Annotated in this window: 15 protein-coding genes; 10 read left to right on the top strand and 5 right to left on the bottom strand. The window is 54.1% G+C overall.

Annotated features, from left to right (window positions below; genetic code table 11):
* Window positions 1-116: 116 nt before the first annotated feature.
* From dinI to HX778_RS13785, 6 genes are all read left to right on the top strand, one after another.
* A complete protein-coding gene (dinI, locus tag HX778_RS13810) occupies window positions 117-362 on the top strand; it encodes a DNA damage-inducible protein I (RefSeq protein ID WP_038473733.1) in 246 nt (81 codons plus the stop codon).
* Window positions 363-664: 302 nt separating this feature from the next.
* A complete protein-coding gene (gene bssS, locus HX778_RS13805) occupies window positions 665-919 on the top strand; it encodes a biofilm formation regulator BssS (RefSeq protein ID WP_008453527.1) in 255 nt (84 codons plus the stop codon).
* 129 nt (window positions 920-1,048) lie between these two features.
* Window positions 1,049-2,170 (top strand): N-methyl-L-tryptophan oxidase, encoded by a 1,122-nt coding sequence (solA, locus tag HX778_RS13800; protein WP_038473735.1) that lies wholly within the window; start codon window positions 1,049-1,051, stop codon window positions 2,168-2,170.
* Window positions 2,171-2,216: 46 nt separating this feature from the next.
* Complete coding sequence (locus tag HX778_RS13795) at window positions 2,217-2,330, top strand: DUF2770 family protein (RefSeq protein WP_071842930.1); 114 nt, start codon at window positions 2,217-2,219, stop codon at window positions 2,328-2,330.
* A 272-nt stretch (window positions 2,331-2,602) separates the two neighbouring features.
* Window positions 2,603-3,157: a cytochrome b gene (locus HX778_RS13790; protein ID WP_038473737.1), complete on the top strand. Its 555-nt coding sequence runs from the start codon at window positions 2,603-2,605 to the stop codon at window positions 3,155-3,157.
* A gap of 17 nt (window positions 3,158-3,174) precedes the next feature.
* Window positions 3,175-3,747 carry a YceI family protein gene (locus HX778_RS13785; RefSeq protein WP_176982334.1) on the top strand — a complete coding sequence of 191 codons (573 nt, stop codon included), beginning with the start codon at window positions 3,175-3,177 and terminating at the stop codon, window positions 3,745-3,747.
* 34 nt (window positions 3,748-3,781) lie between these two features.
* Here the strand turns inward: HX778_RS13785 and HX778_RS13780 are convergent, their stop codons facing one another.
* Window positions 3,782-4,834 (bottom strand): rhodanese-related sulfurtransferase, encoded by a 1,053-nt coding sequence (locus HX778_RS13780; RefSeq protein ID WP_176982333.1) that lies wholly within the window; start codon window positions 4,832-4,834, stop codon window positions 3,782-3,784.
* Window positions 4,835-5,058: 224 nt separating this feature from the next.
* Here HX778_RS13780 and HX778_RS13775 point away from each other — a divergent pair, with 224 nt between their 5' ends.
* The 3 genes from HX778_RS13775 to HX778_RS13765 all read left to right on the top strand — a co-directional run bounded on the left by HX778_RS13775 (window position 5,059) and on the right by HX778_RS13765 (window position 7,826).
* Window positions 5,059-5,982, top strand: coding sequence for a Kdo(2)-lipid IV(A) acyltransferase (locus tag HX778_RS13775; protein WP_038473747.1), 924 nt, complete (start codon window positions 5,059-5,061; stop codon window positions 5,980-5,982).
* Between the two features lie 148 nt (window positions 5,983-6,130).
* Entirely contained in the window at window positions 6,131-7,357 is a 1,227-nt protein-coding gene (gene mdtG, locus HX778_RS13770; protein WP_176982332.1) for a multidrug efflux MFS transporter MdtG, read from the top strand.
* A gap of 94 nt (window positions 7,358-7,451) precedes the next feature.
* A complete protein-coding gene (locus HX778_RS13765; protein WP_038473752.1) occupies window positions 7,452-7,826 on the top strand; it encodes a MysB family protein in 375 nt (124 codons plus the stop codon).
* Window positions 7,827-7,829: 3 nt separating this feature from the next.
* Here the strand turns inward: HX778_RS13765 and HX778_RS13760 are convergent, their stop codons facing one another.
* From HX778_RS13760 to mdoG, 3 genes are all read right to left on the bottom strand, one after another.
* A complete protein-coding gene (locus HX778_RS13760; RefSeq protein ID WP_370527394.1) occupies window positions 7,830-8,051 on the bottom strand; it encodes a YceK/YidQ family lipoprotein in 222 nt (73 codons plus the stop codon).
* Window positions 8,052-8,159: 108 nt separating this feature from the next.
* Entirely contained in the window at window positions 8,160-10,691 is a 2,532-nt protein-coding gene (mdoH, locus tag HX778_RS13755) for a glucans biosynthesis glucosyltransferase MdoH (protein WP_038473754.1), read from the bottom strand.
* Window positions 10,684-12,219, bottom strand: coding sequence for a glucans biosynthesis protein MdoG (gene mdoG, locus HX778_RS13750; protein WP_144244085.1), 1,536 nt, complete (start codon window positions 12,217-12,219; stop codon window positions 10,684-10,686). The genes mdoH and mdoG overlap by 8 nt, the downstream gene beginning before the upstream one ends.
* Window positions 12,220-12,514: 295 nt before the next feature.
* Here mdoG and mdoC point away from each other — a divergent pair, with 295 nt between their 5' ends.
* Window positions 12,515-13,675: a glucans biosynthesis protein MdoC gene (gene mdoC, locus HX778_RS13745; RefSeq protein ID WP_038473756.1), complete on the top strand. Its 1,161-nt coding sequence runs from the start codon at window positions 12,515-12,517 to the stop codon at window positions 13,673-13,675.
* A 94-nt stretch (window positions 13,676-13,769) separates the two neighbouring features.
* Here the strand turns inward: mdoC and ymdB are convergent, their stop codons facing one another.
* Window positions 13,770-14,300, bottom strand: coding sequence for an O-acetyl-ADP-ribose deacetylase (gene ymdB, locus HX778_RS13740; RefSeq protein WP_038473758.1), 531 nt, complete (start codon window positions 14,298-14,300; stop codon window positions 13,770-13,772).
* Window positions 14,301-14,447: the final 147 nt, after the last annotated feature.

Genomic DNA, 14,447 nt, shown 5'->3' with positions numbered 1-14,447 from the left:
TCCTCGCCGGCGAGGACGTAACCTGGTCGGTTAAAGGCTAAATTTTTCAACGCCCCCTGTTGCTTACTGGAAATTTAACCTGTATAAATATCCAGTATATTGTACAGGGGGTCGTTATGCGTATTGAAGTGACTATAGCCAAAACCACACCGTTGCCAGCCGGGGCTATCGACGCCCTTGCCAATGAGCTTTCCCGCCGTATCAATCAGCATTTCCCGGACACCAGCAGCGAAGTTCAGGTGCGTTATGCCTCCGGCAACAACCTGTCCGTGCTGGGCGGTGCCAAAGAAGATAAAACGCGAATCAGCGAGATCCTCCAGGAAACCTGGGAAAGCGCTGACGATTGGTTTTCTGCCGACTAATACCCTCAATTATGTTGGTACTTTTTTGCCGGGTGTCGCCATCCGGTTTTTTTATTTCCGTTTTCTCCCCCGCTGATTATTTTTCGCCCTTTTAAGCATACCCCTTGCCTTTTCTTTCTATAAACTCAGCATCGCCTGTCTATTTATTGTTCATTTTTCCTAAATGATGCGGAAAAAGTGTTACCAGGTAATTATTTCGCCCCCCGGTCAGCCGTATTATTGATATACTTAACTCGCTTCACGATAAATCACGCATGAACCTCGCTAGCCGTTGTCTTTAAACACGAATAAAAGGGGTTATGATGGAAAAAAATAGTGATGTTATTCAGACTCATCCCCTCGTCGGATGGGACATCAGCACCGTCGACAGCTACGATGCCATGATGCTGCGCCTGCACTACCTGACATCCAATAATCAGAAGCACGATGAAACCGAGATCGGCCAGACGCTCTGGCTGACTACCGATGTCGCCCGGCAATTTATTTCAATTCTTGAGGCCGGAATCGCCAAAATTGAATCCAGTGATTACCAGGAAAGCGATTATCGCAAGCATTGATGACCCATGCTTAACAATAGCCACAGGCACCCAACGGGGTGCCTTTTTTATTTTAAGCTTCCGCGTTAATTGCATCGTCCCGGCGAATTAATTACCCTGCTATAGATAATTTTCCACAGAGAAAAGCTTATGAACTACGACCTCATCATCGTCGGCAGCGGCTCGGTCGGTGCCGCCGCAGGCTGCTATGCAACACACTCGGGCCTGAAGGTACTGATGATTGACAGTGGCCACCCCCCTCACGACCAGGGCAGCCACCACGGCGATTCCCGCCTTATGCGCCATGCGTATGGCGAAGGCGAGAAATATGTCCCCCTGGTGCTGCGCGCGCAAAAACTGTGGGACGCGCTGGCCGAAACCAGCGGTGAAAAGCTGTTCCACCGCACCGGGGTTATCAACCTTGGGCCAGCCGACTCTCCGTTTATTCGCAACGTCGCCTCCAGCGCCGAGAAATTCTCCCTACAGCTTGAAACGCTGGATGCCGCAGCGGTAACCGCCCGCTGGCCGGAGATTGCGCTGCCGGAAAACTACGTTGGCCTGTTTGAACCAGACTCCGGCGTGTTGAAAAGCGAGCTTGCCATCGAGACGTACATCAACCTTGCGAAACAGGGCGGCAGCGCCCAGCTGTTTAACTGCAAAGTTACGGATATCCGCCACGGCGACGACGGTGTGACGGTGGTAACCGAAGAAGGCGAGTATCACGGCAGCAAGCTGCTGATCAGCGCCGGGACCTGGGTGACCAAACTGCTGCCGGAGCTTCCGGTCACGCCGGTACGCAAGATCTTTGCCTGGCACCAGGCGGACGGCCGCTACAGCGAGAACAACAAGTTCCCTGCTTTTACGGCAGAAACGCCGAACGGGGACCAGTACTACGGCTTCCCGGCCGAAGATAACGAGCTGAAGCTCGGCAAACATAACGGCGGGCAGCTGATTGATTCCCCCGAACAGAGGAAGCCGTTTGGCGCTGTCGCCAGCGACGGCGCTGAGGTATTCCCCTTCCTGCGTGAGTTTTTGCCGGGGATCGGCTGCTGCCTGCATGGCAAAGCCTGCACCTACGACAACTCGCCGGATGAAGACTTCATCATCGATACCCTTCCCGGCCACGACAACACCCTGATAATCACCGGGCTGAGCGGACACGGCTTTAAATTCGCCTCGGTGTTGGGCGAAATTGCCTGCCAGTTTGCCCTGGGGCAAAAACCTACGTTCGATTTATCTCCGTTCCTACTCTCTCGTTTCAAAACGGCGTAACATCCAGGGTGGCGGGCACTTCCGCCACTTTTACTCCGGGGCCACCATGACTCGCTTCATACAATTTTTAACCCATAATATCCGCGAGCATTTTATTTTGTATCTCATTCTCTGGGCAATTCTTGCGCTGCTCGATGTGGCTTATATCTATTTTTATTAATTATTTTCCCTCTGGTTATATTGACAAATACTGACGTAAAATTAATTAAATATAGTTTTGCGGCAAATAATTCAATTTGATTAAATATTTACCACCGCCATATCATGAGATTAACTTTCTATTTATTCGCCTCTACTGAATGCATTCCCCCGGTGTTATTCAAAAAAATAGACATACAATAAATATATGCCCCAAAGGGAATATTTATGTTGATCTGACGTTAACAGAACGCCTATGTTTTACCTTTATTGGCAATACATGGACGCATAAATATGCAATGGCGAAACTCACCCGAACGCTATGGACACCTTTCGGTTCTGCTTCACTGGCTGATCGCCGCGACGGTGTATGGCATGTTTGCCCTCGGGCTGTGGATGGTCACGCTGGGCTATTACGACGTCTGGTACCATAAGGCCCCGGAAATACATAAAAGCATCGGCATATTGTTGATGCTCGGGCTGGTGATACGTATTGTCTGGCGCTTTATTTCTCCACCACCACCTCCGCTAAAAAGCTATTCACGCCTGACGCGGATCGGTGCACTTATCGCTCATATTTTGCTGTACGCATTATTGTTCGCCATTTTGCTGAGCGGGTATCTGATTTCAACGGCTGACGGCAAACCTGTTAGCGTCTTTGGCTGGTTCGAGGTGCCCGCTACGCTAACGGACTTCGGCGCTCAGGCCGATCTCGCCGGCACCGTTCACCTTTGGCTTGCCTGGGGCGTGGTGATTATTTCCCTGCTACACGCCCTGGCCGCCCTGAAACATCATTTTCTAGATAAAGATGCCACCCTCAAGCGCATGCTGGGGAAAGCATCCCGTTAACTATGGAGAGTAAGACAATGAAGAAAATCCTGCTGGGAGCCACCTTAAGCGCTCTGTTATTTACCACCGGCTCGGCCGTCGCCGCTGACTATAAAATTGATAAACAGGGTCAGCACGCGTTTGTGAATTTCCGTATTCAACACCTCGGCTATAGCTGGCTGTACGGTACCTTCCGTGATTTTGACGGCGGCTTTACCTTCGACGAGAAAAATCCTGCGGCGGATAAAGTGAACGTTACCATCAACACCACCAGCGTTGACACTAACCATGCCGAGCGCGACAAACACCTGCGCAGCGCAGAGTTCCTTAATGTAGCGAAGTTCCCGCAGGCCACTTTCGCCTCAACGGAAGTGAAGAAAGACGGTGAGAAGCTGAATATTACCGGCAATTTGACGCTGAACGGCGTGACGAAGCCAGTGACGCTGGCGGCTAAGCTGATTGGTCAGGGCGATGACCCGTGGGGCGGCGTGCGTGCAGGCTTTGAAGCCGAAGGGAAAATCAAGCTGAAGGACTTCAACATTACTCAGGATTTAGGGCCAGCTTCACAGGACGTTGACCTGATTATCTCTGTTGAAGGTATACGCCAGTAAAAAGCAAATCCCCCGGAAAACCGGGGGATAGCGATTACTTCTCAGGATCGGGAATACCGAGCGTGGTATTCAACATGCCGCGAGACTTATTGAAGATCTTATTCCCGTTTTCACGACCCGCGCGGCGGCGGCGCTGCTCTTCCGGAGACAACACCAGCTCTTCACGGCACACTTCGCTGCAGCAGCCAGAGAATTTCTCCGCACAGGCCGGGCACTGAATAAACAGCAGGTGGCAGCCGTCATTTTTGCAGTTGGTGTGGCTGTCGCACGGCGTCCCGCACTGGTGGCAGTGGGCAATCACATCATCAGAGATGCGCTCCCCCATTCGCTCATCGAAGACAAAGTTTTTCCCGACAAAACGCACCGGCAAACCTTGTTCACGCGCACGACGCGCGTACTCAATGATCCCACCTTCAATGTGGTAAACGTTTTTAAAGCCGTTATGGCGCATCCAGGCGCTGGCTTTTTCGCAGCGGATCCCGCCGGTGCAGTACATGACAATTTTTTTATCTTTGTCATCCTGCATCATATCCACGGCTTTCGGCAGCTGTTCACGGAAGGTATCCGCCGGGATCTCGAGAGCGTCCTCGAAATGCCCCACTTCATATTCGTAATGGTTACGCATATCGATGAAGACCGCGCTCGGGTCGTCGAGCATGGCGTTAACATCCGCCGCTTTTAGATATTCACCTACGTCGCTTGCGTCAAACGTGGGGTCATCAATGCCGTCGGCGACGATGCGTTCGCGCACCTTCATGCGCAGCACCCAGAAGGATTTCCCGTCATCCTCAAGGGCAATATTCAGGCGCAAATTATTGAATGCCGGATGGAAGGCATAAAGCGCCTCGCGGAAGGCATCAACACGGCTTTCGGGGACGCTTATTTGAGCGTTGATCCCTTCATGCGCCAGATAGACGCGGCCAAAAACGTTGAGGCTCAAAAACAGCTGATAAAGTGCATCACGCGTGGCCTGCGGCTGTTCAATAGTGAAGTATTTGTAGAATGAGATAGTCGTGCGCGGCTCGGTTTCGGCAAGCATGCGCTCGCGCAGCTCCTCATTCGATACGCGGTTGTGTAACACTGGCATGGTGTTCGCTCGCAATCGTTGAAAAAAAGTGGGCTGCATCATAAAGCAAATAACGTTTATTTACATCCCCGCGTTTTACGCTACATTTTGCTCACTCATCGAGAAAAACAACAACAATCGGCGAAAAATCAGGCACTCTGCCCGCGCTTATTTTGGCTGCGCGTCAAAAAATGTCACAATGGAATGATTAGAAGATCCGGCAATTGCCGTCACAAAGGTTTTACATGACGAACTTACCGCAATTCTCCCGTGCATTATTGCACCCGCGATACTGGCCTACATGGCTGGGTATTGGCTTTTTATACCTGCTTGTACAGCTTCCATACCCGGTACTTTATCGCATTGGCTGCGGGCTGGGCCGGCTGGCAAAACGCCTGATGAAACGCCGCTCGCAAATAGCCTACCGCAACCTTGAACTCTGCTTCCCGGACATGAACGAGGAAAAACGCGAGCAAATGGTGGTCGCCAACTTTGAGTCCGTCGGCATGGGGTTGATTGAAACCGGCATGGCCTGGTTCTGGCCTACCGAGCGCATCAACAAATGGTGCCACTACAAAGGTGTCGACATCGTTAAAGGCATCGAGAAAACCGGCCAGGGTATTTTGCTGATTGGTATTCACTTCCTGACGCTGGAGCTGGGTGCCCGTATTTTCGGCATTAAAACCCCAGGTATCGGCGTGTATCGACCAAATGACAACCCTCTGCTGGACTGGCTGCAAACCTGGGGGCGGATGCGCTCCAATAAGAGCATGATTGACCGCAGAGATCTGAAAGGCATGATCCGCGCGCTAAAAAATGGCGACATCATCTGGTACGCACCTGACCACGACTACGGCCCACGCGGCAGCGAGTTTGTACCGTTCTTCGCCGTTGAACAAGCGGCCACTACCACGGGAACCTACACGCTGGCCAAGCTCTCCGGGGCCTGCGCCGTGCCGTTTGTGCCGCGCCGACTGCCAAACGGCAAAGGCTACGAGCTGACGATTATCCAGCCTGAGCTGAACCCGCCGCTTGAAAGTCCGGCAGAAACCGCCCGCTGGATGAATACAATCGTTGAGAAGTGCATCATGATGGCCCCGGAGCAGTACATGTGGCTACACCGCCGCTTCAAGACACGCCCGGAAGGGATGCCAGACCGCTACCAATAATCGCGCAATAGCCGCCGTAACAGGCGGCTTTTTATTACCGTGCGTTTGATCGAAAAAGCCCTTCGATTTGCCAGCCCAATGCCAACAGGCGCATAATTAGCAGAGTAATAATTCCCTCTCTTTTTGGCACTGGCAACTTCGGAGCGGTATGACTCCCCCTGACAGCACTATCAACTGGAAGCGTAATCTGGCCGTCGTCTGGGTTGGCTGCTTCCTGACCGGCGCGGCCTTCAGCCTGGTGATGCCCTTCCTCCCGCTCTACGTCGAGCAGCTCGGCGTCACCGGCCACAGCCAGCTCAATATGTGGTCCGGGTTAGTCTTCAGCATTACCTTCCTGTTTTCCGCCGTGGCTTCGCCTTTCTGGGGCGGGCTTGCCGACCGTAAGGGTCGAAAACTGATGCTGCTGCGTTCCGCGCTCGGCATGTCTATCGTCATGCTGTTTATGGGACTGGCGCAGAATATCTGGCAATTCCTGGCGCTTCGGGCCCTGCTCGGCCTGCTTGGCGGGTTTGTGCCTAACGCTAACGCGCTGATAGCTACCCAGATCCCGCGCCATAAAAGCGGCTGGGCGCTCGGCACGCTGTCCACGGGTGCGGTTAGCGGCGCGCTGCTTGGCCCGCTGATGGGCGGCCTGATGGCGGATAACTACGGGCTGCGCTCGGTGTTCTTTATCACCTCATTGGTGCTGTTCCTGTGCTTTGTGATGACGCTGTTCTTTATTCGCGAGTCGTTCACCCCGGTTTCCAAAAAAGACATGCTGCATGTGCGCCAGGTACTGACCTCATTGAAAAATCCGCGCCTGGTGCTGAGCCTGTTTGTCACCACAATGATTATTCAGGTGGCGACCGGCTCTATCGCACCCATTCTTACCCTCTATGTACGCGACCTGGCCGGTAACGTCAGTAACCTGGCGTTTATTAGCGGGATGATTGCTTCCGTGCCCGGCGTTGCAGCGTTGATCAGCGCCCCACGGCTGGGCAAGCTGGGGGACCGTATCGGGCCAGAGAAGGTCCTTATCGGCGCGCTGGTTATCTCCGTCCTGCTGCTTATTCCCATGTCGCTGGTGCAAAATACCTGGCAGCTCGGCATATTACGTTTCTTATTAGGGGCCGCAGACGGGGCGCTGTTACCCGCCGTGCAAACGCTGCTGGTCTACAACTCTTCGAACCAAATCTCAGGCCGTATCTTCAGCTATAACCAGTCTTTTCGTGATATCGGCAACGTCACCGGCCCGCTGCTCGGGGCCGCCGTTTCCGCGAGCTACGGCTTTCGCACCGTGTTCCTGGTCACCGCCAGCGTCGTGCTGTTTAACGCGCTTTATTCGTGGATGACCCTGCGCCAGCCCGCCGAACGAGTCCGTATTCCGGGAGAGTAAATCTCAGACTTGCATCTTTGCCAACAGCGTCAACAATTAACTGGAAATCGTAACGGAGCAGCCGCTCCCTGACCTTTGCCACAAGGAGATGCCCATGAGCATGTATGCAACCCTGGAAGAAGCCATTGATGCCGCGCGGGAGCAGTATCTTGCCGAAAACCCAAGCGTGGATGAAGAGAGCGCCAGCGTCGAGCAGTTCAATTTCCAGAAGTACGTTTTGCAGGATGGCGACATCATGTGGCAGGCCGAGTTCTTTACCGACGACAGCGAGGAAGGTGAATGCCTGCCGATGCTCAGCGGAGAAGCGGCGCAAAGCGTGTTTGACGGCGATTTCGATGAGATTGAGCTGCGCCAGGAGTGGCTGGAAGAGAATACGCTGCACGAGTGGGACGAAGGTGAGTTTCAGCTCGAGCCGCCGCTGGACACTGAAGAGGGTCGCACGGCAGCAGACGAGTGGGATGAGCGCTAGTCGCTACTCATAAGGCCCGTGGCTGGCGTCTATAGGCAGCAGCAGGGTGTCAAAAATCAGCGAAAACGGCAGGTCCAGCACGGTGATATAGCGCCATGCACCTTCGCGCACATCCCAGCGCACGCCGGGGTAGTACTGGTTACCGTGTCCCTGCCCCGGCACCGTTCTGCTGATAATGCTGCCGCAGCCGCTCAGCAGAAAGGCCATCACCAGCACCGCAATTATTTTACCCACACCCGCTCTCCTGTTTATATCGCGCTGAGTATAACCATCGCCGGATAAAAGGCAAAAAAATGCCGACCCGAAGGTCGGCATCTTCAGGGCGCTACGACGTTATTTGGTCGAAAGCGCCAGCGGGTTAAGCTGCAGCTTGTTGTAGCTATCAACCCAGGAGGAATAGCGCTCCGGATTAGCCCACACGCGGTAGTGCAGACGCGACATGGTCATCGGGTCGCTCAGCAGCACCAGGCGGCGGTCACGGTTGAGCTTGTCCGGCGTCTCGTTCAGCGCCTGCTCAACGTGGCGGTCACGGGCAATCTCCAGCACCAGGCTCTTACGGTGGCGAGCCGTCGCCATCGCGGTACTCAGGGCGTTAAACGACGGGTTAAACACCGCGTGCATAAAGCCATCGTCCAGCGTGCGGCTGCGGTTCAGCTCCAGATAGTTCTCGGTATCTACCAGTACCTGAGGCGGGGAATACTCTTCCGGGATCAGGAACAGCTTCCAGCGCTTAGTGCGCAGGCCGAGGGTCGCCCGGCTCGAGAGCACGGAAACGAACGGCGACAGGATCAGCGAGAACACAATCGGCGCCAGCCAGAACAGGAAGCGCAGATCCAGCCACGCCATCCCTACGGCCCAGACCAGACCCAGCAGAAGCTGAGAACCATGGCGCATAAAGGCTTCACCCCACGGCGTGGAGTCATCGTCACGCTGCGGTGAGTTCCAGACCACTTCCCAACCGAGGAACGCGCTGACCACAAACACGGTATGGAACAGCATGCGCACCGGCGCCAGCAGCACGGAGAACAGCACTTCGAGCAGCAGCGAACAGGTCACGCGCAGGAAGCCGCCGTACTCTTTGGAGCCCTTACACCAGATCAGAATGATACTCAGCAGCTTCGGCAGGAACAGCAGAACCATCGTCGAGGCAAACAGCGCTATCGCCAGCTCAGGACGCCACTGCGGCCAGACCGGGAACAGCTGGCGCGGCTGCAGGAAGTACTGCGGCTCGGTCAGAGCATGTACAACCTGCAGCGCGGTGGACAGCGCAAGGAACATAAACCACAGCGGCGCAGACAGATAGGACATAACGCCCGTCAGGAACACCGCGCGGTGAACCGGGTGCATCCCTTTCACCAGGAACAGGCGGAAGTTCATCAGGTTGCCCTGGCACCAGCGGCGGTCACGCTTGAGCTCGTCCAGCAGGTTCGGCGGCAGTTCTTCGTATGAGCCCGGCAGATCGTAGGCAATCCATACGCCCCAGCCGGCACGACGCATCAGCGCGGCTTCTACGAAGTCGTGGGAAAGAATTGACCCGGCAAAGTTACCGTCACCCGGCAGCGGCGCCAGCGCACAGTGTTCGATGAACGGCTTCACGCGAATAATCGCGTTGTGGCCCCAGTAGTGGGATTCCCCCAACTGCCAGAAGTGCAGACCTGCGGTAAACAGCGGCCCATAGACTCGGGTGGCGAACTGCTGGCAGCGCGCGTACAGCGTGTCCATACCGGACGCTTTTGGCGAAGACTGAATAATGCCTGCCTTCGGGTTCGCTTCCATCAGGCGCACAAGGTTGGTCAGGCAATCACCGCTCATTACGGAGTCGGCGTCCAGCACCACCATGTAGCTGTACTGCTTGCCCCAGCGACGGCAGAAGTCATCAATGTTACCGCTTTTGCGCTTCACGCGGCGGCGGCGGCGGCGATAGAATATTTGCCCTTCGCCCTGCACTTCCGCCACCAGCTCCATCCAGGCCTTCTGCTCGGCAACGCAGATATCCGGGTTGTAGCTGTCGCTCAGAATGTAGACGTCGAAATGAGCCTGCTGCCCGGTCGCTTTTACCGACTCCCAGGTCGCACGCAGGCCGGCAAACACGCGATCCACGTCTTCATTACAAATCGGCATGATAAGCGCCGTACGGTGTTCAGGGTTGATAGGCTCATCCCCTACCGTTGACGCAGAAATGCTGTATTTATCTTTACCCATCAGCAGCTGCAGGAAGCCCATCAGCGCGGTCCAGAAACCGGCGGAGACCCAGCAGAACAGCACGGCAAACAGAATAAGGATGCCGCTTTGCAGGATATACGGCAGCAGCTGCATGAAGGAGACCCACAAATCCTGGCCGCCCATGTCCGCCGGGTTAATCAGCGCCCAGCCCTGATACGGAAGAATCGTCTTCATGTACCAGGTCGCGACCACGGTCTGCGCCAGCGTCAGGATCAGCAGGATGTAGCGACGGATCGTGCCGACGGTACGCCATTTCTGCTCGGACGCCTCTTCTTCTTTTGACGCAAACCTAGATTTCGTTTCACGGCCAAGCAGGCGATCCCAGAAACGACCAATGGGGTTGGTACGCCACGGATCCGGGAACATAGAAGCACGCGTCGCCTTCGGCATGGCCTGAAGCTGGGTGCGCCCTTCCTCATCGGTAATCAGCTGTTCGCCGCCGAGAGAGCCAGGCCAGCTCGCCTCGAGGCGAGCTTTTACCGAAGCAAGAGGAGAATCATCCGCACGCTCATAGTGGTGATGCTGCGCGTCAAGCGCCTCATGCACCGCCTGAAGATCGGATGCAGGAAGACCCGCCTTCTGCTCAGCAGAAAGCGGGAGTGCCTCAATGTAATCGGGCGAGAATTCAGTAGACTTATTCATTGGCAGGCAGCTGGTAGCTCCAGGTTTCACTCAATGTCTGCTCGCCGTTGACCAGCGCAGCACGCATCTCCGTCGTCTTCTTCTCGTCTTTCAGCTTCACGCGCAGCGTTAAGCGCCAGCCTTTGTTGACCGGGTTATAACGCACCTGGCTGTCAACGATTTCACCGTTATCGCCAATGCTGGTTTGCGCGGTGACCGGCGTATCGGTTGGCAGCTTTTTCATCTCTGCGCCGGTAAAGTCAACGACAAACGCAATGGTGCCGTCCGGCTGGCGAATCAGGTTGGACTGCTTAACGTCGCCGGTCGAGCGGCGGGTTTGCAGCACATACGCGTTATCCGGCGCATGCATTTTGTCTTCATCGCGGCTAAAGGTGATGGTGTACTTAAAGTTCATCTCTTTGCCCGGATCCGGCAGTTGATCCGGCGTCCAGTAGGCCACGATGTTATCGTTGGTTTCGTCGTTCGTTGGGATCTCAACCAGCTCTACCCGGCCTTTACCCCAATCCCCTACCGGGGCAACCCACGCGCTTGGGCGCTGATCGTAACGATCGTCTAAATCTTCAAAGCGAGAGAACTGGCGGCCACGCTGCAGCAGACCAAAACCAACCGGGTTTTCCGTGGCATAAGAGCTTACGGCCAGGTGTTTCGGGTTGTTCAGCGGACGCCAGATCCACTCTCCGTTGCCGGCGTGGATAGACAGACCGTTGGAGTCATGCAGTTCCGGGCGGAAGTTAGTGGTTGGAGACGGCTGGTTCGGACCAAACAGGAACATACTGGTCAGCGGCGCTACGCCCAGCTTGCCCACTTTGTCACGCAGGTAAACCTTAGACTGCACGTTCACCACGGTGTCACGCCCTGGGGTGATAACGAAACGGTAAGCCCCGGTCGCTCGTGGGGAATCAAGCAATGCGTACAGGGTTAACGTTTTATCCGTTGGTTTCGGACGTTCAATCCAGTATTCGCGGAAGCGCGGGAACTCTTCACCAGACGGTAAGGCAGTATCAATCGCAAGTCCACGGGCGGACAGGCCATACACCTGGCCGGCGCCAATCACGCGGAAATAACTCGCTCCGAGCATGCTGACAATTTCGTCATTCTTATCTTTGCTGTTGATCGGATAGAGCACTTTGAACCCGGCAAAGCCGAGATCTTTTACGGTGTCTTTATCGTGCTTTACATCACCGAAGTTAAAATAGTCCGGATTGTATTTAATCTGGTGTACCGCGGTGGCGGTCACTTCGTTGATGGTTACCGGCGTGTCGAAGTACATACCCTGATGGTAGAACTCGAGCTTGAATGGGGTCTTGATGTTGTTCCAGTAAGCTTTATCGTGATTGAACTGGATCTGCTGGTAGTCCGCGTATTTCATGTCGCGGAATTGCGAAGGCAGGTTGCTTTTCGGTGCTTCGTAGCTCTTGCCCGCTAAGGTTTTCGCCTGTTTTGCGACGTCGTCGATAGTGAAGGCCCAAACCGAGGTGGTATAAAGGGACAACATTACCGCAGCGCCAAGCCAGGACACTTTCATCATATTTGCTTTATGTTTCATATTAACCAGCACATCCCCCTTTGTGTGCTTAAATCAATCTATCCATTTTAATGGAAAGTTTTGCTTTCCGACAACCAAATCACTGCTTTGTTCAGCGTACTGGCTCAGGGTTTAAGCAAAATAAAGACAACTGCTTACGCTTTAAGAGTTCATCCTGGCGACAGGATGACATGCTTAGTGTAGGGTTGCCACGAATATGTAGACTGAACTGGACTTTTAGCCTGATGGGATAAGGTCTTAAGGATAAGACGAATAGTCTGAAAATGTCTGGAGTATTATGAGTAAAGCACCGCAACAACGTGAGTTTTTCCTGGATTCTATCCGGGCATGGTTGATGCTATTGGGCATCCCGTTCCACATTTCGCTTATCTATTCGAGCCATCACTGGCACGTGAATAGCGCGATGCCTTCTGCGAGCCTGACGCTATTTAATGACTTTATTCACGCGTTTCGTATGCAGGTATTCTTCGTTATTTCTGGCTATTTTTCCTACATGTTATTTCTGCGCTACCCGCTGAAACGCTGGTGGACCGTGCGCGTGGAGCGTGTCGGCATCCCAATGCTGACGGCCATACCGCTGCTGACGCTGCCTCAGTTCCTGATGCTGCAATACATCAACGACAAGGCAGGCCTGTGGCACACGCTCACGGGCTACCAAAAATACAACACGCTGGTGTGGGAACTGGTCTCCCACCTGTGGTTTTTACTGGTGCTGGTGATATTAACCACACTCGGCATGGTTTTGTTTCAAAAAATTAATAATTTTATAATTAGAAACGAACAGAATAATAATTCGCCAATAACGCTGGGAAAACTCTCAGTTTTATTCTTAGGCTTTGGTCTTTTATATGCCGCTATTCGGCGAACTATTTTTCTTATTCACCCGCCATTATTAAGCGACGGGCTGTTTAATTTCGTCGTGATGCAGACGCTGTTTTATCTGCCGTTCTTTATGCTCGGTGCGCTGACCTTCAAACGCGACTCGCTGAAGATCCTGTTCACCACGCCTTCGCGCTGGAGCCAGGCAGGCGCCGTCCTGGCCTTTGCGGCCTATTTATTAAACCAGCGCTACGGCAGCGGCGATGCCTGGATGTACGAAACGGAAAGCGTGATCACCATGCTGATGGGGCTATGGATGGTCAACGTGGTCTTTTCGCTGGGCTACAAAATGCTGAACTTCAAATCAGCGCGGGTAACCTATTTCGTCAATGCATCGCTGTTTATTTATTTGGTGCACCACCCGCTCACGCTGTTCTTCGGCGCGTTTATTACGCCGCACATCACGTCCAATATCTTAGGGTTCTTCAGCGGGCTGGTCTTTGTGGTCGGCATTGCGCTGCTGCTTTATGAGCTGCACTTGCGCATTCCGCTTCTTCGCTTCCTGTTTTCAGGCAAGCCGAAGGAGAAAGCGGCTACGCCACAATCATTTGCTGGATAACACACGAAAGGCCGGTCATTAACACCGGCCTTTGTTATCTCTGCGCCAGGAATCTTAGCCGCCGCAGATTGAAGTTTTATGAAGCTGTCGTGGTTTATTTATGACACTCAGCTGCAATCTGCTGATAAATCTGCGTGTTTTCATCATCAAAGCAGACAAACACCACGCTTTCCGGCAGCGGACGCATACCGATGTATTTATAGACGGTATCCCAGGCTATGCGCGCCGCCTGTGCCTTCGGGAAGCCATAAACCCCGGTGCTTATCGCCGGGAAAGCAATCGTTCTGTAGCCGTTGGCGGCGGCTAAATCCAGGCTGTTGCGGTAAGCCAGTTCCAGCAGTTCCGCTTCGTTCTGCTCTCCGCCGTGCCATACTGGCCCCACGGCGTGAATAACCGCTTTTACTGCAATATTCCCTGCTTCGGTGATAACCGCGTGGCCGGGGGCACATTCCCCCTGTAGCTGGCGTACCGCTTTACAGGCTTCCAGCAGCGCAGGCCCGGCGGCACGATGAATCGCCCCGTCCACTCCCCCACCGCCCATCAGCGTAGGGTTTGCCGCGTTGACGATCACATCGACCTCAATCTGTGTGATATCCCCCTGGACTACCTGTATGCGTTCACTCATTAACCATTCTCCAACTGTACTTTGCCGTAGTCTATTCTCGTCAGACGGGGCACGTACATGACTATTATCGTTTCCGGACATTTCAACTTTTAAAAATGTTCAGATATCAGCCACAAAAAGCCCCGCCTTGGACTGCACCCCAAAAGT

The organism is Cedecea sp. P7760 (genome assembly GCF_013386425.1).
Lineage (GTDB): Bacteria > Pseudomonadota > Gammaproteobacteria > Enterobacterales > Enterobacteriaceae > Cedecea > Cedecea selenatireducens.
This window is presented reverse-complemented; position numbering and strand designations above follow the sequence as displayed.